Source organism: Klebsiella electrica (assembly GCF_006711645.1).
GTDB classification, from domain to species: Bacteria; Pseudomonadota; Gammaproteobacteria; order Enterobacterales; family Enterobacteriaceae; genus Klebsiella; species Klebsiella electrica.
In genome coordinates, this window is the sequence record NZ_CP041247.1 from 2,846,918 (window position 1) to 2,869,567 (window position 22,650).

General features: G+C 56.5%; 17 protein-coding genes and 2 pseudogenes. 13 read left to right on the forward strand and 6 right to left on the reverse strand.

What is annotated here, in order from left to right:
- Window positions 1-22 precede the first annotated feature (22 nt).
- A pseudogene (locus Electrica_RS13600) lies at window positions 23-298 on the reverse strand (antitermination protein Q); the annotation flags it as partial.
- On the opposite strand from Electrica_RS13600, the pseudogene Electrica_RS13605 reads away from it, so the two are divergent.
- Together Electrica_RS13605 and ttcA are read left to right on the forward strand one after the other, a co-directional pair.
- Window positions 298-855: pseudogene (locus Electrica_RS13605) on the forward strand (site-specific integrase); the annotation flags it as partial. The pseudogenes Electrica_RS13600 and Electrica_RS13605 sit on opposite strands and share 1 nt — an antisense overlap.
- A 48-nt stretch (window positions 856-903) precedes the next feature.
- Entirely contained in the window at window positions 904-1,839 is a 936-nt protein-coding gene (gene ttcA, locus Electrica_RS13610) for a tRNA 2-thiocytidine(32) synthetase TtcA (RefSeq protein WP_141964714.1), read from the forward strand.
- Window positions 1,840-1,883: 44 nt separating this feature from the next.
- Here the strand turns inward: ttcA and dbpA are convergent, their stop codons facing one another.
- The 3 genes from dbpA to zntB form a co-directional block, all read right to left on the reverse strand.
- A complete protein-coding gene (dbpA, locus tag Electrica_RS13615) occupies window positions 1,884-3,257 on the reverse strand; it encodes an ATP-dependent RNA helicase DbpA (RefSeq protein ID WP_131049773.1) in 1,374 nt (457 codons plus the stop codon).
- Between the two features lie 14 nt (window positions 3,258-3,271).
- On the reverse strand, window positions 3,272-3,457 hold the full coding sequence (gene ynaL / locus Electrica_RS29210; RefSeq protein WP_320416065.1) for a proline-rich small protein YnaL: 186 nt from the start codon (window positions 3,455-3,457) through the stop codon (window positions 3,272-3,274).
- 279 nt (window positions 3,458-3,736) lie between these two features.
- Complete coding sequence (gene zntB, locus Electrica_RS13620; RefSeq protein ID WP_141964715.1) at window positions 3,737-4,720, reverse strand: zinc transporter ZntB; 984 nt, start codon at window positions 4,718-4,720, stop codon at window positions 3,737-3,739.
- 474 nt (window positions 4,721-5,194) lie between these two features.
- Between zntB and Electrica_RS13625 the strand changes: the two genes are divergently transcribed.
- From Electrica_RS13625 to Electrica_RS13665, 9 genes are all read left to right on the forward strand, one after another.
- A complete protein-coding gene (locus Electrica_RS13625) occupies window positions 5,195-5,941 on the forward strand; it encodes a DeoR/GlpR family DNA-binding transcription regulator (protein ID WP_141964716.1) in 747 nt (248 codons plus the stop codon).
- 13 nt (window positions 5,942-5,954) lie between these two features.
- A complete protein-coding gene (locus Electrica_RS13630) occupies window positions 5,955-7,037 on the forward strand; it encodes an oxidoreductase (protein ID WP_141964717.1) in 1,083 nt (360 codons plus the stop codon).
- A gap of 453 nt (window positions 7,038-7,490) precedes the next feature.
- The gene (locus Electrica_RS13635; protein ID WP_208764228.1) at window positions 7,491-9,170 is read left to right on the forward strand and encodes a ShlB/FhaC/HecB family hemolysin secretion/activation protein; all 1,680 of its coding nucleotides are present in this window, start codon (window positions 7,491-7,493) and stop codon (window positions 9,168-9,170) included.
- On the forward strand, window positions 9,170-9,718 hold the full coding sequence (locus Electrica_RS13640) for a toxin-activating lysine-acyltransferase (RefSeq protein ID WP_131049769.1): 549 nt from the start codon (window positions 9,170-9,172) through the stop codon (window positions 9,716-9,718). The genes Electrica_RS13635 and Electrica_RS13640 overlap by 1 nt, the downstream gene beginning before the upstream one ends.
- On the forward strand, window positions 9,711-18,188 hold the full coding sequence (locus Electrica_RS13645) for a hemagglutinin repeat-containing protein (RefSeq protein WP_141964719.1): 8,478 nt from the start codon (window positions 9,711-9,713) through the stop codon (window positions 18,186-18,188). The genes Electrica_RS13640 and Electrica_RS13645 overlap by 8 nt, the downstream gene beginning before the upstream one ends.
- Entirely contained in the window at window positions 18,185-18,619 is a 435-nt protein-coding gene (locus Electrica_RS13650; protein WP_320416066.1) for a hypothetical protein, read from the forward strand. Before Electrica_RS13645 ends, Electrica_RS13650 begins: the two co-directional genes overlap by 4 nt.
- A 306-nt stretch (window positions 18,620-18,925) precedes the next feature.
- Entirely contained in the window at window positions 18,926-19,012 is an 87-nt protein-coding gene (locus Electrica_RS29305) for a VENN motif pre-toxin domain-containing protein (RefSeq protein ID WP_407081260.1), read from the forward strand.
- 45 nt (window positions 19,013-19,057) lie between these two features.
- Entirely contained in the window at window positions 19,058-19,264 is a 207-nt protein-coding gene (locus Electrica_RS13660) for a hypothetical protein (protein ID WP_141964721.1), read from the forward strand.
- Entirely contained in the window at window positions 19,261-19,575 is a 315-nt protein-coding gene (locus Electrica_RS13665; RefSeq protein WP_141964722.1) for a hypothetical protein, read from the forward strand. The genes Electrica_RS13660 and Electrica_RS13665 overlap by 4 nt, the downstream gene beginning before the upstream one ends.
- A 44-nt stretch (window positions 19,576-19,619) precedes the next feature.
- Here Electrica_RS13665 and Electrica_RS13670 read toward each other — a convergent pair whose 3' ends face one another.
- Window positions 19,620-20,081: a SymE family type I addiction module toxin gene (locus tag Electrica_RS13670; protein WP_141964723.1), complete on the reverse strand. Its 462-nt coding sequence runs from the start codon at window positions 20,079-20,081 to the stop codon at window positions 19,620-19,622.
- Between the two features lie 491 nt (window positions 20,082-20,572).
- Between Electrica_RS13670 and Electrica_RS29310 the strand changes: the two genes are divergently transcribed.
- Both Electrica_RS29310 and Electrica_RS13675 read left to right on the forward strand, forming a co-directional pair.
- Window positions 20,573-20,692, forward strand: coding sequence for a hypothetical protein (locus tag Electrica_RS29310; RefSeq protein WP_407081261.1), 120 nt, complete (start codon window positions 20,573-20,575; stop codon window positions 20,690-20,692).
- A gap of 126 nt (window positions 20,693-20,818) precedes the next feature.
- On the forward strand, window positions 20,819-21,073 hold the full coding sequence (locus Electrica_RS13675; protein WP_141964724.1) for a hypothetical protein: 255 nt from the start codon (window positions 20,819-20,821) through the stop codon (window positions 21,071-21,073).
- 160 nt (window positions 21,074-21,233) lie between these two features.
- On the opposite strand, the gene Electrica_RS13680 is transcribed toward Electrica_RS13675, so the two are convergent.
- Window positions 21,234-22,421 carry a hypothetical protein gene (locus tag Electrica_RS13680; RefSeq protein ID WP_141964725.1) on the reverse strand — a complete coding sequence of 396 codons (1,188 nt, stop codon included), beginning with the start codon at window positions 22,419-22,421 and terminating at the stop codon, window positions 21,234-21,236.
- Window positions 22,422-22,650 lie beyond the last annotated feature (229 nt).

The window sequence follows — 22,650 nt, forward strand, 5'->3', positions numbered from 1 at the left end:
TTTGCAATAGCCGGTTGCAAAATCACCTCGTTACCTTTTCAAGCATCTTTTCAGCAAAGGATTCTTCAACGTGGCAATACTCCACCAGCCGATCGAAGAACAATTTGAAGTTTCTGCGCCAGGTGGTTTCAGTAACACCCAGCGCTTTGAATACCTCCGAGTCCTTTAATCTGGGATAGCCGCGACCGGTACAGCGAGGACATTGCTTAAAAACAGGAACTCCCTGCAGCTCAGATTTTTTCTTATCGAGAACCTCGCCTCGCCCCCGGCAGCGGCATTCGTTCTTTATGTTCCCCTTCTGGTGTGCGGCATGGTGAGCTGGCGGCACTAGCATGGGAGGATGTCGATCTGGATAAGGGCGTGATACACGTTAGACGGAATCTGACAGCGAACGGCATGTTCGGCCCACCAAAAACAGCAGCAGGAAACCGGACGATTCAACTGCTCGGCCCGGCCCTGGACGCGCTGAAAGCGCAGCATGAACTGACGGCTGGTCATCCGGTATCCACTATTACGTTTCACCACAGGGAATATGGTTCAAGCGAGGAACAGGAATTGCGATTCGTTTTCATGCCGCGGAAAAGGAAAGGCGAGCAAAAACCCTGCTACTCGCACAGTAGCATAGGCAGCAGATGGGAAGCTGCAGTAAAACGCGCTGGCATTCGCCGCAGGAATCCGTACCATACGCGGCATACTTTTGCCTGCTGGCTCCTGACGGCTGGCGCAAACCCGTCTTTTATAGCCAATCAGATGGGGCATGAAAACGCGCAAATGGTGTACGACGTTTATAGTAGATGGATAGAAGAGATGAACGGCGACCAGGTTTCTATGTTGAATTCCCGGCTTGGGCTTTAAAACATTTTGCCCCCTATATGCCCCTTTTAGATTTAGAGAATGTTAATAATGCAAGAAAATCAAGATCTTACTAAGAAAGAGAAATACAACCTCGATAAATTGCAAAAGCGCCTGCGCCGTAACGTCGGCGAAGCCATTGCCGATTTCAACATGATCGAAGACGGCGACCGGATTATGGTTTGCCTGTCCGGCGGTAAAGATAGCTACACCATGCTGGAAATCCTGCGCAGCCTGCAGAAAAGCGCGCCGATTTCATTCTCACTGGTCGCGGTCAACCTCGATCAGAAACAGCCGGGCTTCCCCGCGCACATTCTGCCGGAATATCTGGAGCAGCTGGGCGTCGAGTATAAAATTGTCGAAGAAAACACCTACGGGATCGTCAAAGAGAAGATTCCTGAAGGCAAAACCACCTGCTCGCTCTGTTCGCGCCTGCGTCGCGGGATCCTGTACCGTACCGCAAGCGAACTGGGCGCAACTAAGATTGCCCTCGGCCATCACCGCGACGATATTTTGCAGACGCTGTTCCTGAACATGTTCTACGGCGGCAAAATGAAAGGTATGCCGCCGAAGCTGATGAGCGATGACGGTAAACATATCGTTATCCGTCCGCTGGCATACTGCCGCGAAAAAGACATTGAGCGTTTTTCGCAGGCGAAAGGCTTCCCGATCATTCCGTGCAACCTGTGCGGCTCGCAGCCTAACCTGCAGCGCCAGGTCATTGCCGATATGCTGCGCGACTGGGATAAACGCTATCCTGGCCGTATCGAGACCATGTTCAGCGCCATGCAGAACGTGGTGCCGTCTCATCTGAGCGACACTAACCTGTTTGACTTTAAAGGGATTAATCACAATTCCGCCGTGGTTGACGGCGGCGATCTGGCTTTTGACCGGGAAGAGATCCCGCTGCAGCCTGCCGGCTGGCAGCCGGAAGACGATGCCGCACAGCTGGATGAACTGCGTCTGAACGTGGTGGAAGTGAAGTAACCAACCGGCGTCTCAGAGTCACCTCTGAGACGCCTTGTCATCGCTTATTTCAGCAGGCGGACGCGGCAGTTTTTGCCTTTAATCTTGCCGTTTTGCAACTGCTTATAGGCTTTCTGCGCGACGCCCTGGCGAATCGCCACATAAACATGCGCAGGATGGACGTTAATCTTGCCGATATCGGCGCCGTCAAAGCCCATATCGCCGGTCAATGCGCCAAGCACATCGCCAGCGCGCATTTTCGCTTTCTTCCCGCCATCGATACACAGCGTCGCCATCTCAGCGTCAAGCGGTTTGATGGTGCCGTTGGTCGGCGCGTTCACCCAGTTCAGCTTCAGTTGCAGCATTTCGGCCAGGATGTTGGCGCGCTGCGCCTCTTCCGGCGCGCAGAGGCTGATAGCCAGACCGCTCTCACCGGCGCGGGCGGTACGGCCGATACGGTGCACATGAACCTCCGGATCCCAGGCCAGCTCGTAGTTAACCACCAGCTCCAGCGATTTAATATCGAGGCCGCGCGCGGCAACGTCGGTGGCGACCAGCACGCGAGAGCTGCCGTTGGCAAAGCGCACCAGCGTCTGATCGCGATCGCGTTGTTCAAGATCGCCGTGCAGCGACAGCGCGCTCTGCCCTGCGGCATTCAGCGAATCGCAAACCGCCTGGCAATCCTTTTTGGTGTTGCAAAACACCACGCAGGAGGCCGGCTGATGCTGACTGAGCAGCGTTTGCAGCAGCGGGATTTTTCCGCGCTGGGAGGTTTCGAAAAACTGCTGCTCGATTGCCGGCAGCGCGTCGACAGAATCGGTCTCAATGGTTAGCGGATGGTTCTGCACCCGTCCGCTGATCGCCGCGATCGCTTCCGGCCAGGTGGCGGAAAACAGCAGCGTCTGGCGTTCAGCCGGGGCAAAGCGGATCACCTCATCGATGGCCTCGCTGAAGCCCATATCCAGCATCCGGTCAGCTTCATCCATCACCAGCGTCTGCAGCGCATCCAGCGACACGGTGCCTTTTTGCAGGTGATCCAGTAAACGACCCGGGGTGGCGACGATGATATGCGGCGCATGCTGCAGCGAATCGCGCTGCGCGCCGAAAGGCTGGCCGCCACAGAGGGTCAAAATTTTGATATTCGGTAAAAAGCGCGCCAGACGACGCAGCTCACCCGCGACCTGATCGGCCAGCTCGCGGGTCGGGCACAGTACCAGAGATTGTGTCTGGAACAGGGTCGCATCGACGTGCTGAAGCAGCCCCAGACCAAATGCCGCTGTTTTACCGCTACCGGTTTTGGCCTGCACGCGCACATCTTTACCCGCCAGAATCGCGGGCAAGGCGGCGGCCTGCACAGGGGTCATCGTGAGATAACCCAGCTCATTGAGATTGGCGAGCTGGGCTGCGGGTAAAACGTTCAGTGTTGAAAAAGCGGTCACAATTTTTTCTCGAATTAACAGGCACACAAAGGGCAGGCGCGTATCCTCGCAGATCTGCGCCTGCGATGCGACAATTTAATCGGCTCATCATCCGGCGGCGGGTCGGGTAACGGATGCGGCCGCGGTCGGGGATCGGGCACCGGAATGGGATCGTTAGGTTCTGGCGGAACAGGGAGCGATGTCAGGGGCTGATAGCGCATATTGGCTCTCCCGGTAGTCAGCGGGTACACCCATTAAGCGTAGAAGCTGCTAACCAGAGAGCAAAAAAAAGCCGACTTAATCAAGTCGGCGTCGTACGAATCAATTGTGCTATGCAGTAATTCAAAAAAGGAAGTAAGACAATATGGAGCGCAACGCCCATCGCTTGACGTTGCATTCACCTGCGAGAGAGATATTGCCCCGAATGGGTAGACGGTTTATTGATTTCGCTCAAATATTCCCGGGTTTTCGCGCTACGGGCGGCAATGAAAAACGATTATTTACAACCATTTACTACGATGCAACCACCATGTAACACCGCCAATGAGAACGACTAACATTATGCAGAAAATAGAAAAGCCTAAATGCCACGCATTGCCGGGGATCCCGCCGAGGTTAACGCCAAACAGACCGGTCAAAAAGGTGCTGGGCAGAAACACCATCGCCATCAGCGACATCGTATAGGTACGCCGCGACAGCGCCTCCTGCATAATCTGGGCAATCTCATCGCTCATAATCGCCGTTCGGGAAATACAGCTGTCAATCTCATCCAGGCCGCGCCCCAGCCGGTCAGCGATATCCTGCATTCTCCGGCGGTGGTCGTCATTCATCCACGGCAGGCGTTCGCTGGCAAGACGGGAGTAAACATCGCGCTGCGGTGACATATAGCGGCGCATCACAATCAGCTGTTTACGCAGCAGCGCCAGAAACCCCCGCGGCGGCACCTGCTGATCCAGCTGGTTATCTTCGAGGTCGATAATCCGGTCATGCAGCTGCTCGATAAATTCGCTGGCGTGGTCGGTCAGCGCATCGCAAATATCCACCAGCCAACCACCACAGTCCACCGGACCGGTGCCCTCACGCAGATCGCCGAGCACATCATCCAGCGCCAGCACCCGACGCTGGCGGGTGGAAACAATTAAGCGCTCGTCCATATACAGACGCATTGCCACCAGCTGGTCCGGCCGCTCATCGGTACTGCCGTTAATGCAGCGCAGGGTAATCAACGTCCCGTCGCCCACCCGGGTGACCCGAGGACGGGTACTTTCCCCGGCCAACGCATCGCGGACGCTGTTTGGTAATAGCGGCGTAGATGCCAGCCATTCGGCGCTGTCGGCGTGGGTATAGTTCAGATGCAGCCAACAGGGGTGATCCTTATCAATAGCATCACTGTCAGTCAGCGGCTTGACTCCGCCCTGCCCGTCGAATTGCCAGGCAAAAACCGCATCCGGCACGTTCAATTCCGATCCCTTAATGGCGTCCACCGGACCTCCGTCAGTCAGTACTTATTTTTGCTAGTCTAGCCTGACGCATCGGTTAATCAAGGGGGAAAGTCAGCAGGGCGCTGAATTTACTAATGAAAAGCGGGGGGTAAAAATGGAAAAAAGAACCCGCCGACGGCGGGTGATGAGTGCGTTTCACAAAAGTATGTCCGGCCCGCTGAATGAACCAGCGCCAGAATGAATGGCGGCAGGATGGCAGGCCAGCTGGCGCCGCTCATTTTTTCTCTTCTGCGTAGCGACGCGCGTTGTCGTGCAAATTTGTACACATGTTTTATCTCCTTGATTGTTATACGCAGGAATAAGCGCAGACCGCTGTTGCCGTTTTGCAAGCCGCCCCTGACAACGTTTCGGGCCGCGCCTGCGCTGCGCTCCTCGACGCGATGCAAGGAAGATTTCTTTTCCTGCGAAATGCTGTATTATGCGAGTTATTGCAGTATTTTGCAGGATTTCATCACCATGCATAAAACCGCCAGACAAAAGTACCTGGTTGAACTTATTAGTGAAAATGGGCAAGTCAGCATCAGCGAGCTGGTAGAAAAGCTGCAGGTTTCCGCAGACACCCTGCGTCGCGATCTGGCCGATCTTGAAAAGCAGGGGCTGGCGCAGAAGAACCACGGCGGCGCAATCGCGCTCGATATTTCCGCGATGAACCGCCAGGGCAGAAACGCCCTGCTGCCGCAGACTAAACAGCGTTTAGGCCGTATGGTCGCCAGCAAAATACCCGCCGGTTCGACCCTCTTTTTAGATGCTGGCAGTACCGTTCTGGCCGTCGCTAGCCAGATTCAAGGCCCGATGACGGTCATCACTCCGTCATTAGATATTGCCACGCATTTCAGCACCCGCCCGGATATCCAGCTGATCGTGCTGGGGGGAACATGGGATGCGCGGCAGCGACTCTTTGCCGGCAGCGCCACCCTGGCCTTGCTGGCGCGCTATCGCGCCGATATCGCTATCCTCGGCGCCTGCGCCATCCATGCTCAACTCGGTTTAAGCGCCAGCCAGGAGGCCGATGCTGAAATTAAACGCGCGATGCTGGCGGCAAGCACCGGGCACTGGCTGGTGGCCGATCATCTGAAGTTGAACCACTGCGAGCCGCATCTGGTGGCCGAATTGACAGACATACATCAGTTATTTTTAGACAAGCCCTGGGAAGAACTCGGGGATACTGGCGCGCTGCAGGTCAACATTGCTGACGCTCAATAACGTGGAGAGGGTAATGAATAAAGTCATCGCAGGTGAAGGTAAAAACATGAATATTGCGCTGATCGGCTATGGCTTCGTCGGCAAAACGTTTCACGCCCCGCTGATTCAGTCGGTGGAAGGTCTCACGCTGGCGGTCGTGGCGTCCGGCGACGAAGAGAAGGTAAAGCGCGACCTGCCGGATGTCACCGTCATCGGCTCGCCAGAACAGGCCGTTCAACACCCGGATATTGACCTCGTGGTGATCGCCTCCCCTAACGCCACCCATGCCCCGTTAGCCAAACTGGCGCTGAATGCCGGGAAACATGTGGTAGTGGATAAGCCGTTTACCCTGGATATGCAGGAAGCGCGCGAGCTGATTGCCTTGGCGCAAGAGAAACAGCGGCTGCTTTCGGTCTTCCACAACCGTCGCTGGGACAGCGATTTCCTCGGCATTAAACAAGTTATCGAACAAGGGCTTATCGGCAACGTTAAGCACTTTGAGTCGCATTTTGACCGCTTCCGCCCGGAAGTTCGCGTGCGCTGGAGAGAACAAAATGTCCCCGGCAGCGGCTTATGGTTCGATTTGGGGCCGCACCTGATCGATCAGGCTTTACAGCTGTTCGGCCTGCCGCAGTCGGTACAGGGCAATATCGCCACCCTGCGCCAGGGCGCGGAGATTAATGACTGGGCGCATGTGGTCTTAAACTACGCGCAGCATAAGGTGATTTTGCACTGCAGCATGCTGGTGGCCGGCGGCGTATCGCGCTTTACCGTCCACGGAGACCGGGGCAGCGTCGTGAAATCGCGAGCCGACCAGCAGGAAAGCCAGCTGCTGGCCGGGGTGGTTCCGGGCTGCGAAAGCTGGGGACATGATGACGACAATCTGGTGGTGTTTGATGCCAGCTCGCCGCCGCGCGAAATCCCCACCCCACAGGGCGACCAGCGCCAGTACTATATTAATGTGCGCGATGCGCTAACCGGCAAGATAGAGAATCCGGTCCAGCCGCTACAGGCGCTGGCGGTAATGGCGGTCTTAGAAGCGGCGGTACGGTCGGCGGAATCGGGTACGGTGCAGAGCGTTGCCCTGACCGCAGATGAGCTGGCGGCGTTGCAATAACTCGCGTTCCCCCATGACCGGCGCTTTTCCGCCGGTCATGAACCGCCGGACGGGGCGGGTCGCGGCATTTGCCGGGCCAGCCTGCTCACACTCTGGCGCACTGTGGCGCTGATTGCCCGCCGTTCAACGGCGTCGAGGCCTGGCGGGATGCACTAGCCCGCTGCCGGGTATGGTTTCGGGTAAATTCTTATCCCTTTTCTCCTGCGAACGGCGCCCTCTGCAGCCTGCGGTGCCTTTTCTGGTAGTTTTGCCCCCATCCGCGGTGCGAAAAAAAGCGCGACATCTCATAATTTTAAATTAAAATACAATAAGTTAGATTAATTTTATTTCCCTATACCTCGCGACGGGAACGATCGCGTTTTCGGAATAAGCCTAATTCCCTTTCCTTGACGATAGCTGAACAATTTTACACAAATTCACAGTTGTTCATTTTCTGACATTGCAAGGATGCCAATGAGCCGCGAAGCAATACCCTGCAAAGCGATCGCCTCGGCGATCGGCCTGTTTTTCCTGCTACCGGCCCACGCCGCAAGCTCTGACGACCAGTTTATTATTCAGCAGCAGCGGCAGAAGGCGCTGGAGCAACAGCTGACGCCGCCGACGCCGGACGTCCGACTTTCCGGGCCCGCCTCCGGCTTCGGTCAAATTCCCTTCCCGACGGAAACCCCCTGCTTTACCATCCACCGCGTGGCGTTAAGCGGCCAGCAAGCGCTCCCTCGCTGGCTGCCGCTGCAGCGCATCGCCGACCAGGCGCAGGGGCATTGTCTGGGGGGCAAAGGGATTAACCTGCTGATGAGCACTCTGCAAAACCGGCTGGTCGATCATGGCTGGATAACCACCCGCGTGCTGGCCCCCTCGCAGGATTTGAAAAGCGGGACGCTGAAACTGACGATTGTGCCAGGCTACGTGCGCCATGTACGGCTGACGGAGCAGAGCGACGACTATATCCGGCTGTGCAGCGCCTTTCCGGCGCATGAGGGCAATTTGCTCGACCTGCTCGATATCGAACAGGGGCTGGAAAACCTCCAGCGCCTGCCCACGGTTGAGGCCAGTATGGAAATTGTGCCCGGCGACAATCCCGGCGAGAGCGACATCGTCATTACCCGCAAGCAGGCGAAGATGTGGCGCCTGGGGCTGTCACTGGACGATTCCGGCACCGAAACCACCGGCCGCTATCAGGGAGGCGTGACACTGTCACTTGACAATCCCTTCTCGCTCAGCGATTTGCTCTATTTTTCCGCCAGCCACGATCTCGACAATAACGGCGGCAAGAAAAGCCGCAACTACGTCGGCCACTATTCGGTACCGTACGGCTACTGGATGCTGGGGGTAACCGGCAGCGACTACGACTACCACCAGACGGTGGCTGGCCTCAACAGCGATTACCGCTACAGCGGCAAAAGTAAAAACCTCGACATACAGCTAAGCCGGGTCCTGCACCGCAGCGGGACGCAGAAGACAACCTTTACCTATGATGTGCTGGCGCGCGAAAGCCGCAACTACATCGACGATACCGAAGTCAACGTACAGCGTCGCCAGACGGCAGCCTGGCGCGTGGGGCTACAGCATCGTCATTATATCGGCCAGGCCGTCCTTGACGTCGGCGCCAGCTACCAGCGCGGCACCCGCTGGTTTGGCGCGCAGCCGGCGCCGGAAGAGTTCGTCGGCGACGCCACCGCGCTGAGCAAAATCACCCAACTTAACGCCCAGCTCGACCTGCCATTTACCCTCGGCCGCCAGAATTTCCGCTACAACGTGCAGTATCTGCGCCAGATCAGCAACACCCCGCTCACCCCGCAGGATCAGTTCGCCATTGGCAACCGCTGGACGGTACGCGGGTTCGACGGCGAGCGCACCCTCAATGCCAGCCACGGCTGGTACGTGCGCAACGATCTGGCGTGGCGTACGCCGCTGGAGAATCAGGAACTCTACCTCGGGGCGGACTACGGTGAAGTCGGCGGCTACAGCTCTGATTACCTGATCGGCCAACACCTGGCGGGCGGCGTTATCGGCGTGCGCGGCAACGCCTTGCGCACCGGCTATGACCTGTTCGCCGGAACACCATTGTCGAAGCCGGATGGGTTCCACACCAGCGCCGTCTCCCTGGGCTTCAACCTCAACTGGAGCTGGTGATGCGCGTCGGACAATACGAAATTAAAGCGCCGCTGATGCTCGGCGGCACGGACAACGAAGCCGAAGTACTGGGGGCCAGCGTCTGGCTGTGGATGCACTCGCCGATGCACCGGGACGCCCCGCTGCACGCCCTCCCCACGCTGCTGCTGCCGATTATCAAGCGCCGCCAGTATGTGCTGATTATTGAAAACGAACGGCCGGTATTTTTCCTCAGCTGGGCGTGGCTCAACCCGGAGTCAGAAGCCCGCTACCTCACCCGCCCGGCGATTGACATGGCGGAGGCCGACTGGAACAGCGGCGACCGGATGTGGTTTTGCGACTGGATCGCGCCATTCGGCCATACCGCCGCCATCAACGCCCTGATGCGCCAGGACATCTTTGCCGATCACTGCGCGCGGGCGCTGTATCACCGCGGCGCACAGCGCGGTAAACGGGTGGTGATGTTCCACGGCCGCCGCGTCAGCCGCCAACAGGCCAGAAGCTGGCGGCAGGCTCACCCGCTCGCCGTCGACCTGCCGGAAGCGTTTAAAGGACTAAACCATGAATAAGAACCTCTACCGTATTGTCTTCAACAAAGCGCGCGGCATGCTGATGGTGGTGGCGGATATCGCCCGTTCCGGCCGCGCCGGCTCCGCGCGCTCCTCCGCGCCGGGAGTCCTCCCGCGCCAGCTGTGCGGCAAAGTCAGCGCCATCAGCTTCAGCCTGTGGCTGGCGCTGGGCGTGATACAGCCGGCGCAGGCCAACATCGTCGCCGATGCCGGGGCGCCGAATAATCAGCAGCCCACGGTAATGCAGAGCGCCAACGGTACGCCGCAGGTCAATATTCAGACTCCGTCGGCCGCCGGGGTATCGCACAATACGTACAGCCAGTTCGATGTCAATCAGCAGGGGGCGATCCTCAATAACTCGCATCAAAACGTCCAGACCCAACTGGGCGGAATGGTGGCGGGGAACCCCTGGCTGGCGAAAGGCGAAGCGAAGGTCATTCTTAACGAGGTTAACTCGCGCGACCCCAGCCATCTGAACGGGATGATTGAAGTGGCCGGGAAAAAAGCCCAGGTCGTCATCGCCAACCCGTCCGGTATTACCTGTAACGGCTGCGGCTTTATCAATGCCAATCGCGCCACGCTGACCACCGGCCAGGCGCAGCTCACCAACGGCAATCTTACCGGCTATCAGGTCGAACGCGGCGAAGTGACCATCGAAGGCGCCGGGATGGACAGCTCGACCGCCGATTACACCGATATTATCGCCCGCTCGGTGAAGGTTAACGCCGGGCTGTGGTCGAAGGATCTGCAGGTCACCACCGGGCGCAACCGGGTGGATGCCGCCCATCAACGCATCGAAAAAACCGGCGATGACCCGGCAACCCGCCCGCAGCTGGCGGTGGATGTCGCCAGCCTCGGCGGCATGTACGCGGGTAAAATCCGCATGGTCGGCACCGAGCGCGGCGTCGGGGTGCGTAACGCCGGGGCGATTGGCGCCCAGGCCGGGAGCGTGACCCTCACCGCCGACGGCCGCATTGAAAACAGCGGCACGCTGCGCGCCAGCGAAGACGCCGCCGTCCGCACCGCCGGCGAGTTCAGCAACAGCGGCGCGCTGACCGCCGGTCGTGATGTGGACATTCAGGCGGCAAGCCTCGCCAGCACGAAAAACAGCGTGCTGGCCGCCGGGGTAAAAAGCGACGGTAAGCTGGCGGAGAGCGGCGACCTGCGGCTGCATGCTGACGGCCAGCTGAGCGCCCACGGCCAGACGCTGGCGGGCGGAAACCTGCGCGCCAGCGGCCAGGGGATAGACGTCAGCGGCAGCCGGACCCAGGCCCGGCAGGTCACGCTGGACAGCGGCGCGGGCGACCTGACGACGTCCGCAGCCCAGGTCAATGCCAACGCGCTGACCCTGCGCAGCGGTCAAACGCTCAACAACGACGGCGGCACGCTCAGCGCCGACGCGATAACCCTCTCCGCTCAGCATCTGTCGAACCGCAAAGGCAAACTGGTGCAGACCGGCGACGGCGCCCTGGCAGTGAAACTGGCGGGCAACATCGATAACCGGGAGGGGGAGATTGCCGCCAATAGCGATATTCAGCTCGCCGCGCAGTCTGTTGATAATCAGGGCGGGAAAGTGCTGGCGGCGCAACACGGCAGCCTGACGGCACACGCCCGGACAACGCTGGATAACCGTCAAGGCACCCTCGCGGCGGCAGGCGATACGCGGATCGACGCCGGGATGCTCAACAATAACGAAGGGCTGATCTCCGCCGCCACCGGCAGCGGCGACATCCGCAGCGCGCAGGCGGTCAGCAACCGCCAGGGGCGCATTGAGGCGGCCAAAACGCAGACGCTCAACGCCGCCGGACTGGATAACCAGCAGGGCATTATCGTCGCCGATGGGGCCACGCTGGCGCTCGCCGACGGCCTGCTCAACAACCTGTCCGGTTCACTGTACTCGCACAGCGCGCTGGCTATTCGCAGCGGCGCGCTCAACAACCAGCAGGGGTTCCTCGCCAGCGGCGGCCCGCTCACCTTCAAAGGGAGCGAGGTTGATAACCGCGACGGCCAGTTCGCCACAGCCCAGGCGCTGGACGCCAGCTTCAGCACCTTCCTCAACCAGAACGGCAGCCTGAAGGCGCAGGGCGCGATGACGCTGAACGGTAGTTCGCTGGACAACGTTCACGGAACTGTCGGCGCAGGCGGCGGGCTCAACATCGGCGTCACCGCCCTCGACAACCGCGCGGGCACCCTGGTCAGCAGCGCAGACGCCCTTCTGCGCGCCGACCGGCTGGATAATCAGGGCGGCCAGCTGGCGGCACAGCGGGCGCTGAGCGTTAACGGCAGGCAGGTGATCAATGATAACCGCGGCCTGATCCAGAGCGGCGATAGCCTGACGTTAACCGCCGACGACATCAGCAACCGCAGCGGCGGCAGCATTATCAGCAGCGCACAGGCCAGCCTGCATACTCAGCGCCTGCAAAACGGCGGCGGCGAGATTCAGAGCGTCGGCGATCTGCTGATCGACAGCGCCCACGGCGTCGTGGACAACATTTCCGGGCTGATGCGCAGCGGCGCGACCTTAACGCTCAATGCGCTGAACCTGATCAACCAGCATACCTCCGGCGACAATAAAGGGCTGGAGGCGCAAAACATCGCGCTCACCACCGACACGCTCGATAACCAGCACGGGATAATTCTGGCCGATAAGTCGTTGACAGTGCGCAACAGCGGCGAACTCAACAACCGCAACGGCGGGCTGGCGGCCTCCGGGACGGTGGATCTTCGCGGCGATAAACTGGCGCTGTTTAACCAGGATGGCACGGTGAAAGCCGGCAAGCTACTGCGCATCGAGGCGGATACGCTCGACGGCGACGGCCAGCTGCTGTCGCTCGGCGATATGGCGCTGAGCAGCCAACGGCCGCTGAATAACCGCGGCACGATGGTCGCCAACGGCCGCTTCACGCTCACCTCCGCGGGGGATATCGTCAACAGCGGTAAGCTGCTGGCGGGCGGCCGTCTCGACCTTACCAGCCGCAACCTGAACAACGGGGTAAACGGCGAAATTAATGCCGGGCAAAACACCCTTAATGTCAGCGACACGCTGTTCAACACCGGGCTGATTGACGGCGGCTATACGCGGATTAACGCCGATACTCTCACCAATAGCGGCAGCGGGCGCATCTACGGCAATGCGATAGGCGTCAACGCCCTTACCTTCAATAACCTGGCAGAGCACGGTACGGCGGCGACCCTCGCCGGGCGCGAGCGCGTCGACCTCGGCGTGCAGACGCTGAACAACCGCGATCACGGGTTAATCTACAGCGGCGGCGATCTGCTGATTGGCGGCGCACTGGCGGATAACGGCGCGGCCAGCGGCCGGGCGGGAACCATCAACAACCACAGCGCGACCATTGAATCGGCAGGCGATATGACCCTCGCCGCCGGGCAGATCAACAACATCAACGATCGCTTCACCATCGGCCTGGTCACCGTTTCTCAGCAGCAGGTGACCGAATATCAGCATACCGGCTCCCCTACCCGCTGGAACGCCACGGACAACGGGGTGTTTGTCGACGGTAACTCCGCCGATGGCCTGCGCAATCTCAACACCCCGGACGATACCGGGAGTAATAACGACAACTTCAACCAGTTCGACTATACCCGCACGGTGGAAGAGACGCGGATCCTCGAATCCGACCCGGCGAAGATCCTCGCCAGCGGCAATATAACCCTCACCGGCGACCACCTGTTGAACGACAAAAGTCAGGTCATCGCTGGCGGCACCCTGGCGATAGCCGGTCTGCAGGAGGTGAAAAACGACGATGTGCCGGGCGAGCGGCGAACCACCGACGTCGAGAGCGCCACCCATTACTACCGCATTCGCCACAAAGGGGGCGATGAGCAGGGCCGCGACCGTACTGACTATACGCCGCCGACCAACATTCAAAGTATCGCCCTGAAGCCGGGGCAACTGATCAGCGGCGGCAGCGTCGAGGGCACGCCGCTCACCATTGCGCCGCTGACCCCGCAGGGCACGGCGGCGGCCATCGGCGTGGCGGGCGCCGTCGCCGGTCAGCACACCGTCTCGCCCGGCGAGCCGGTCACGCCGCCCGCGGGCCAGCAGTTTGAGGTCACGCCCGCACAAGGGACGATTCGCATAGTCGGCCCGAACACCACCCTGCCGGATAACAGCCTGTTTACGCTTAATCCCGCCAGCGACGTCCCCTATCTGGTGGAGACCGATCCGCGCTTCACCAACCAGAAACAGTGGCTTGGCAGCGACTATATGCAGCAGGCGCTGGTCGGCAACGGCGACACGACGCTGAAACGGCTGGGCGATGGCTACTACGAGCAGCGGCTGATCCGCGAGCAGGTCATCGCTCTGACCGGCCAGCGCTATCTAGACGGCTACACCAGCGACGAAGCACAGTTTAAAGCCTTGATGGATCAGGGCATAACCTTCGGCAAACAGTACGCGCTGAAGAGCGGCGTGGCGCTGACCCCCGAGCAGATGGCGCTGCTGACCGGCGACATCGTCTGGCTGGTGAACACCACGGTGAAGATGCCCGACGGCTCACTGCAGACCGTGCTGGTGCCGCAGGTCTATGCCAAAGTTAAACCGGGCGACATCGACGGCTCCGGCGCGCTGATTGCCGGGAATAACGTCAACATCAGACTCGACGGCGACCTCTTCAACAGCGGCACCCTGAACGGCCGCCGCGTCCTGCAGCTTGACGCCGGGAATATCACCAATCAGGCGGGCACCCTCCTCGGCGACGACGTGCGCCTGAACGCCCGCAACGACATCAACAACACCGGCGGCATCATCCAGGGCGGCAGCAGCCTGCTGGCGGTGGCCGGGCGCGACATCAACGCCACCACCACCCTCGCCAGCGCACAGAGCGTCAGCGGCGATAACCGCTTCAGCCGCACCACCCTCGACAGCGTCTCCGGCATTTATGTTCAGGGCAATGACGGTAAGCTGACGCTGCACTCCGGGCGCGATATCACCCTCGGCGGCGCCCAGGTGGTCGCCAGCGGCGAACGCGGCGAGGTGCAGCTGGTGGCCGGGCGCAATATCCGCCTCAACGACGTCACCACCGCCTGGCACGACAACCTGGTGTGGGATGCCGACAACGCCCTCAGCCAGAGCCAGAGCCGCAGCACCGGCAGCGAAGTGACCGGCAAAGGCAACGTCACCCTGGCCTCCGGGAACGACCTCAGCGCCCGCGGTGCCGCCCTCTCCTCCGGCGCGGCGCTGAACCTCGGCGCAGGCAACAACCTCACCCTGGACGCGGGCGAAAACAGCCAGACGCTGGACGAACGCCACAAGGTGAGCGGCAGCAGCGGGTGGCTGTCCAGAACCACCACCCGCACTCAGGACAGCGTCTCGCGGCAGACGGCCCAGGGCAGCGAACTCAACGGCGACCGCGTCAGCCTCAGCGCCGGGAACGACCTCACCGTGCGCGGCAGCAGCGTGGCCGGCAGCGGCGACGTGGCGCTGCTGGCGGGCAACGACCTGCGGATCGACACCCGGGATGAGTACAACAGCGAGCTGCACCTGAAGCAGGAGAAAAAATCGGGGCTGATGAGCTCCGGCGGGATCGGCTTCAGCTACGGCACCCGGAGCGTGAAAACCACCGACACCGGGGCGGATGTTACCCGGGCAGGCAGCACCGTCGGCAGCGTCAACGGCGACCTGACCCTGCACGCGGGTGACAACCTGACGGTCACCGGCTCCGATCTGATCGCCGGTCGCGACATGGCCCTCTCCGGCAAAAACGTCACCATCACCGCCGCCGAAAACCAGAGTCAGCAGACCCACGTGGTGGAGCAGAAAACCTCCGGCCTGACCCTGGCCCTCTCCGGCACGGCAGGCAGCGCCCTCAGCAGCGTGGTGCAGGCCACCCAGGACGCCAAATCCGCCGGCAGCAGCCGGTTGCAGGCCCTGCAGGGGGTGAAAGCCGCGCTCTCCGGCGTACAGGCCAGCCAGGCCGCCCGCCTGGATGCGGCCCAGGGCAACGATCCGGCCAACAACAATACCGTAGGTATCAGCCTCTCCTACGGCAGCCAGTCATCGACATCAACCCAGCGCAGCACGCAGACCACCGCCCAGGGCAGCACTCTGACGGCGGGACACGACCTCAGCATCAGCGCCCGCGAAGGCGATCTGACTGCCGCCGGCAGCCAGCTGAAAGCCGGTAATGACGTGGCCCTCTCCGCCAGCCGCGACCTGAACCTGGTCTCCGCTGAAAACACCTCGCTGCTGGAAGGTAAAAACGACAGCCACGGCGGTACGGTCGGCGTCGGGATTGGCGTCGGCTCCGGCGGCTGGGGGATCAGCGTCTCCGCCAGCGCCAACAAGGGCAAAGGCAGTGAAAGCGGCAACGGCACCACCCACAGCGAAACCACCGTCGATGCCGGTCACAATCTGAAGATAACCAGCGGACGCGACACCACCCTCACCGGCGCCCAGGTCAGCGGCGACACGGTTATCGCCGGTATCGGCCGCAACCTGACGCTCACCTCCGAGCAGGACAGCGACCGCTACGACTCAAAACAGCAGAACGCCAGCGCCGGGGGCAGCTTTACCTTCGGCTCGATGAGCGGCTCCGCCAGCGTCAACCTCAGCCAGGACAGGATGCACAGCAACTACGATTCCGTGGTGGAGCAGACCGGCATCTTTGCCGGCAAAGGCGGCTATGACATCACCGTCGGCGGGCATACGCAGCTGGATGGCGCGGTGACTGGCTCGACGGCGACGGCGGACAAAAACAGACTGGATACCGGCACGCTGGGCTGGGGGGATATCGACAACCGCGCCGGTTTTAAAACCGAACACCAGAGCGTCGGGTTCAGCACCGGCGGCAGCATCGGCAGCCAGTTCGCCGGGAACATGGCCAACGGCCTGCTGACCGGCGGGAACAACGAAGGCCACGACAGCAGCACCACGCGTGCGGCGGTCTCTGACGGCACGCTGATTGTCCGCGACCCCGGACAGCAGACCCAGGACACGTCCACGTTAAGCCGCGACGTGGAGCACGCCAGCCAGACCCTGTCGCCGATATTTGATAAGGAGAAGGAGCAGCAGCGCCTGCAGCAGAGCCAGCTGATTGGCGAGATTGGTAACCAGGTCGCGGATATTGCGCGCACCGAGGGACAGATTAACGCCATCAACGCAGGCAAGGCCGACCTGGCGAAGAAAAAGATCAACGAGCCGGAAAAAGGCGCCAGCAAGGAGGCCTGGGATAAATATAACGCTCAGCTGGCCGCGACCGAAGGCTATAAGGCCGCGCAGCAGCAATGGGGCACCGGGAGCAGCGTCCAGCAGGCGATTCAGGCGGCGACAGCAGCAGTCCAGGGGCTGGCAGGCAGCGACCTGAAGGCCGCGCTGGCAGGCGCCGCCGCGCCGTATGTGGCGGAGATTATCGGCCACTACAGTCATCTGGATAATGCGGGCAAGGTCGCCGCGCATGCAGTGGTCAATGCCGCCCTTGCCGCCGCACAGAACCAGAGCGCCCTCGCCGGTGCCGCTGGCGCAGCCACGGCAGAAATCGTCGGCATCATCGCCACGCAGATGTACGGTAAGCCGGTCAGCGAACTGGACGAAACGCAGAAGCAGACCGTCTCGACGCTGGCAACGCTGGCGGCAGGACTGGCGGGTGGGCTGGCCGGTGACAGCAGCGCCTCTGCGGTTTCCGGGGCGCAGGCCGGGAAGACGACGGTGGAGAATAACTCTCTGAGTGATGTGACAGATGCATTAACGATGGGTAAGACACCTCAACAAGTCGCTGAAGAGCGCGTTACAACGGAAAACGAACGCTATAAGAAGGAAAACTGTGCCGGGATGAGCGCAGAGGCGTGCTCAGTGAAGATGTACACACAGCGCCGGGAAGAGTTGAGAGATATTCTGTTGACCGGTTCAGATTTTGTTCCAGTGGTCGGTGATATCAAGAGCATAGCAGAAGCACACAGTGCCCTTGATTACCTGGCGGCAGCAATCGGCATTATACCTGGTGCAGGTGATGTTGCCGGAAAAATCATAAAAGGTGCAGAAAAAGCACTGAAAACAGGGGATCTTGAAACAGCATCCAAACTTCTCAACAAAGCCAGTGATGAAATTCAGAGGGTTAAAGCACTTGATGTTGGGTCATATAACAACCTTAAGAAAGGTGAAGTTGTCGGTGATGGGCTCGAACATGACCATATACCGTCTTTTGCAGCCTTAAGAAAAGCAAAGGAAAATGAGTTAGGTCGAAAACTGACGCCAGCAGAAGAAAAAACTTTATATCAAAATGCAACTGCTGTAGAAGTTCCTAAAGATGTTCATCAATCGGGACCAACTTATGGTGGGAAGAATACGGCAGCACAAGTTCAAAAAGATGCAATTGATCTTTGTGGTGCTGTATGCCGTGATACAGATACGCTAAGACGTAATATGATAGAGCGTGGATACGATCCAAAGCAGGTTGATGACGCAATAAAACAGATTATTGATAGAAATCGTCAAACTGGAGTGATTAAGTGATGTTGACATGGGATGGTTTTGTCGAAATGTTAGGATGTCAGAAAGCGGATGATAAATTCATTCATCTTTCTCAAGAATTTAATGAATTACCTAACCTTGATGAAAGTGTTTTAGGTGATCGAGATTATTATTCATTCACCAGATCAGGTGTCTTTTTTTTATTAGAGAATGGCCTGGTAGATCAAATTGTTTTTTATATTGAGGATGATGAAGGATTCTCAAAATATAGAGGCGAGCTACCGTTTCCTTCTAGCAGCTCTGAATCTGAGATTATTCATCTATTAGGCATGCCCTCATCTTTAGGCGGTGGAAAAACAGATGTACTTCTTGGCTATATCAATCATTGGATAAAATATGAAAGAGATGGCTACGCATTACATCTACAATTCAATAATAATGACCAATTATGTAGAGTAACGCTTATGAGATAGGACTGTTCTTATTATAGGTATAATGGATATTAATGACAAAACTATGTGGGGCAGATCTGCGAATCATGGTGAGCGGTAGCCTTACCTGCTGTCACTTAGCGATATGTCGTTTCTCAGACATCAGTCGCTACACAACAGCAGCGACTGATCCGCGAGCAGGTGGTAGCCCTGACCAGCCAGCGCTACCTTGACTGCTACACCAGCGACGAAGTTCAATTTAAAGAGTTGATAAATAATTGAATTATATTCTGGGAACACGCTACTGACCGGCGATATCGTCTGGCTGGTGAACACACCACGGTGAAGATGCCGGACTACTCGCTGCAGAAACAAACGCTGGTTACGTTAGCTACGCTGGCAGCAGGTCGGGCTGGCGGTCTGACGAGTGTTTGAAAGCAGGTACAGGAAAACCCGTCAAAAGGGGAAATACTGCCAGGAATGAATAATGACCCTCGTTTTCCTGTAAGTGCAGGGTTCCAAAAAATGCAGGTAGTTCAGAAAAATGCTAAAGGGGAATCAATCACTATTCATTATCAGTACAACTCTACTACAGGTAAAGCCTATGATATTAAAGTTGATACATCTCAAATAGCTAGCTCTAATCTGGAAGATGTGTTCGAAAATATTAAAGGGCATATCAAATGAAAATAAAAGAGAAAGATGGAACCATATTAGATGTGTTCGCCATATATTGGCTTGGAAATGAAACTCTATTTTTAGGGTTACCTAAAAACTATGGTGGTTTACTTGCTTATAACGCAAAAAACGTTCAGGTTATTGATTCAACTTTGCATGGTACATTTAAGTACTTTTCCACGCATATAAATGGAATATATCATTGGGCTTTGATAAAAGAAAAGTTACTGGATGATATATTAGAGCGAGATGGTGTTGCCTATAACCGTTTCCTTGAGATCCTCAAGGCAGAAGGTCAAATAGATCCTAATTTCTGTTAATCATTAAAAATCCCGGTGCCTGAGCCGGGATTTTTCTTTAAGGGTCAATCATGGCTTCGTTTCAGGCAATCATAGCGGGGCTTCTCCCGCCGGATGACCGGCAGATCACCGGTATCGTTAAGCGCACCGGGGAACGTCTTGATCCACAGGTTCATCTTCTTCTGATTGAAGTCCACCGCACTTAACCCTTCGGCACAACCCCACAGCTCGCGGGTGTTCTGGGTGGTGATAACGATGCAGTCAGGCATCACTCTGATTTTTATCGGCATACCCGGTGTAAACCCTGCCAATGGGAGCCAGTCACCCTGTAGCGGGATATAATCATGTCGCATGCGGTCGTAAAACTCCGTGCGGGTAGGCGGTTGCGGTTCCTCAATTGCGGGTTTTCGCTGCGAACGCTTAGCTGATTTTTTACGTACCAGCTCGCAATTTTCACTACTGGTTTCTGATTCATCAGATTCCGTTTTGGCAATAGCACTTTCTGGCTTAAAATTCTGCTCAGCCATATTCAACTCCTTTTCAGTTGTCTGTGGTCAGCGGTATGGAGGTGTTCCACCACCTTCTTACCGCGTTTTTAATAATATTTTACTTATTCCATCCTTCCGTTATGACAAGCGAAAGCTTTATCTGACTTCATTATATCGCACTGAATAAAAACACAGTATATATTGCATAGGCATTGTTGATTATTGCGAAGTAGATTCAGGAATTAATACAATTTCATGTAATTTTGCATTATTCATAAGGGCACACTGTTTTTCTGCCAGCAGTAGCGGTATTGATGGTATGTATCCCCCTGCCCTCGCAAGAACGGCAGGTTGTCGCCCCCCCTCCGGGACACTACGGCGAGTCATATGATAAAGGCAGCAAGGTGAACGGCAACACTAAAGGGCAGCTATGAGCGAGGTATAGTCATTCGCACCCTGAGAATTACACTTTTAGGCATAGTGTTTTTGCCCGATCTGGCGATAAGGTTGGAGGTAGAGCAAAATTAGAGATTCATCATATTAACTTGATTTCTGAAGGCGGCGAGCTTTTTAATTTTGATAACATGCTAATTGTTACACCTCGATTGCATATAAAAACCCATTCAAATTTCACCTCAAAATCCGATTAAAATTTAAATAGGTGCTCACATGTCTGATAAAAATAGTAGTACGCGGTAATGACCATATACAACGGCGGCGATTTATCCAGCCATTTTGGATATGTCACCAAGGACAATCTGGAAACTTAGATTACCATGTTCTCTGATTTCCTGAAATGGGATCCGCAGAACACAGCACAGCAGACCAAATTCAACATCAAAGACAACCTCTCGCTGTTCCACAAGGACTACGATGTCGAGTACCAGGTTCTGAATGGGAAGAAGCAGTTTGTCATCAGGAAGCACGGTTCCGGCAGCTGGTTCATCGATTTTTCAGTGCTATCGATGGACGAAGCAAACGTTGCGAAGCTGATCGACATCTACACCGATCTTAGGAACACGCTGAAATAGCAGATTCAGATTCAGCGGAAGCCTCAAACGTGAGGCTTCTGAATTCTTCGCAAGTGCAGTCTGTCAGGGCCTTAAGTTTCTTTTCGTCCATAATTTGCCTGTCTCCGTTGTTGGAGTGAGCATATCAAAAACAGGCAATTGCACAATTTTAATTACAGACTCAATGTTGTCCCTGCACTGACGAAGTGAGAACACTTCTTTTCTTGTCACGAGGAACTACAGGTTTTTGTATATTTTCCCCCGGTGGGGAAGGCACGAAAGCAAGGAACTCTGATAATTTTCTGGCAATTCCGTTATATCCTATCGCAACTGGATAGGCATACGATTGTTTTAGCGTTATGCCATTACTTGATACGCTTGCAACAGAGCCAGATGCTGCTAGCGGAAAACCACTAGGTATAAGGGTTTTTGACATCTGATCAATTTCTTTTTGCTTGCTATCAATTTGCGTCTGAAGAGACTGCTGCTGTTGTGTGACAGAAGTTGTTTGATTAACATCCGGGCCTTTAAGTTTTGTTAACTGGTCAATCAAATCAGCCCTTTGTTTCGATATATTCGTGATGTTCGCAAACGTCGCAGATGCAGACGCCGCCGCATCATTTTCTGCAGAAATAGTAATATCAAGAGAGCGCGTATAGTAAACATCGGTAGCCAGTACAACACCTGCGGACATCCCACCAGAACTTTCACGTCCTGATTCCAGAGATCTTAATCTGGCATCAAGCAGATCACCTTCATTTTTCAGGTCAGGCAGATATTTTGAATTTTTAAATTCATATAAATGAGCAATGCCATTCATAAAGGAAATGCTTTCACACTCAGCATCAGGAACAGTATATGACACGGTATAAAGTGATTTCTTTGAGCCGCCAGCTGCAACGCCCGCATTATCATAAGCAGCCTCTAAGCCACCGCTGACGCCCACGGCAGCGGCAAACGAGAAACCTGGAAATGCACATACACTATTAACTCTTTTCCCATTAACAACCTTTTCTATGAATAAACCAGGTTTATGTGTGACACCATTACTATCCTGAAAATCTGGCGTTCTTGAAAATCCATTCTTATTTGCCATTTCATTTTCATTAACAGGAATATTCGTTATCAGCTTCATTGTTACATTATAAGACTCAGAAGGTAGGTTATTTATTGTTCTGTCGTCGCCAACTGGTACCAAGTAAATATCCCCAACTGAATAATTCTCGCTAAGTGGGTAGATAGGATGAATCCCAAGTTGTCGCGTATTAATCGCCCACTGTTGAGCTACATAACCAGATTTTATCGACGGTGCAGAACACCCTGAGATAAGGGTTAAAGCATATATAGAAAAGGCGATGTATTTACTCATGGACACTCCATACTGTTTACAACAAAATTAAACATGCATGTAAAAATATATAGCACACTGTTATGCAATGAATACTCAGAAACTCATCTTTGAAGTTAAGACTTGCCATAAGAAGTATAATCCGAGTGTTACTCGACACATATCTCTCCCGGAAGTATTAAATATACTTTGGAGGCTAAGAATTGATGCAAGTGCCACCTTCCCCTTAAACGCCGTGGGTTTGTCGTGG

Excerpts from the sequence above, each read along its gene's own strand:
- ttcA (WP_141964714.1), top strand. The coding sequence starts at position 904 with ATGCAAGAAAATCAAGATCTTACTAAGAAAGAGAAATACAACCTCGAT.
- ynaL (WP_320416065.1), bottom strand. The coding sequence starts at position 3,457 with ATGCGCTATCAGCCCCTGACATCGCTCCCTGTTCCGCCAGAACCTAAC.
- Electrica_RS13625 (WP_141964716.1), top strand. The coding sequence starts at position 5,195 with ATGCATAAAACCGCCAGACAAAAGTACCTGGTTGAACTTATTAGTGAA.
- Electrica_RS13630 (WP_141964717.1), top strand. The coding sequence starts at position 5,955 with ATGAATAAAGTCATCGCAGGTGAAGGTAAAAACATGAATATTGCGCTG.
- Electrica_RS13635 (WP_208764228.1), top strand. The coding sequence starts at position 7,491 with ATGAGCCGCGAAGCAATACCCTGCAAAGCGATCGCCTCGGCGATCGGC.
- Electrica_RS13640 (WP_131049769.1), top strand. The coding sequence starts at position 9,170 with ATGCGCGTCGGACAATACGAAATTAAAGCGCCGCTGATGCTCGGCGGC.
- Electrica_RS13645 (WP_141964719.1), top strand. The coding sequence starts at position 9,711 with ATGAATAAGAACCTCTACCGTATTGTCTTCAACAAAGCGCGCGGCATG.
- Electrica_RS29305 (WP_407081260.1), top strand. The coding sequence starts at position 18,926 with ATGCCGGACTACTCGCTGCAGAAACAAACGCTGGTTACGTTAGCTACG.
- Electrica_RS13660 (WP_141964721.1), top strand. The coding sequence starts at position 19,058 with ATGAATAATGACCCTCGTTTTCCTGTAAGTGCAGGGTTCCAAAAAATG.
- Electrica_RS13665 (WP_141964722.1), top strand. The coding sequence starts at position 19,261 with ATGAAAATAAAAGAGAAAGATGGAACCATATTAGATGTGTTCGCCATA.
- Electrica_RS13670 (WP_141964723.1), bottom strand. The coding sequence starts at position 20,081 with ATGGCTGAGCAGAATTTTAAGCCAGAAAGTGCTATTGCCAAAACGGAA.
- Electrica_RS13675 (WP_141964724.1), top strand. The coding sequence starts at position 20,819 with ATGTTCTCTGATTTCCTGAAATGGGATCCGCAGAACACAGCACAGCAG.
- Electrica_RS13680 (WP_141964725.1), bottom strand. The coding sequence starts at position 22,421 with ATGAGTAAATACATCGCCTTTTCTATATATGCTTTAACCCTTATCTCA.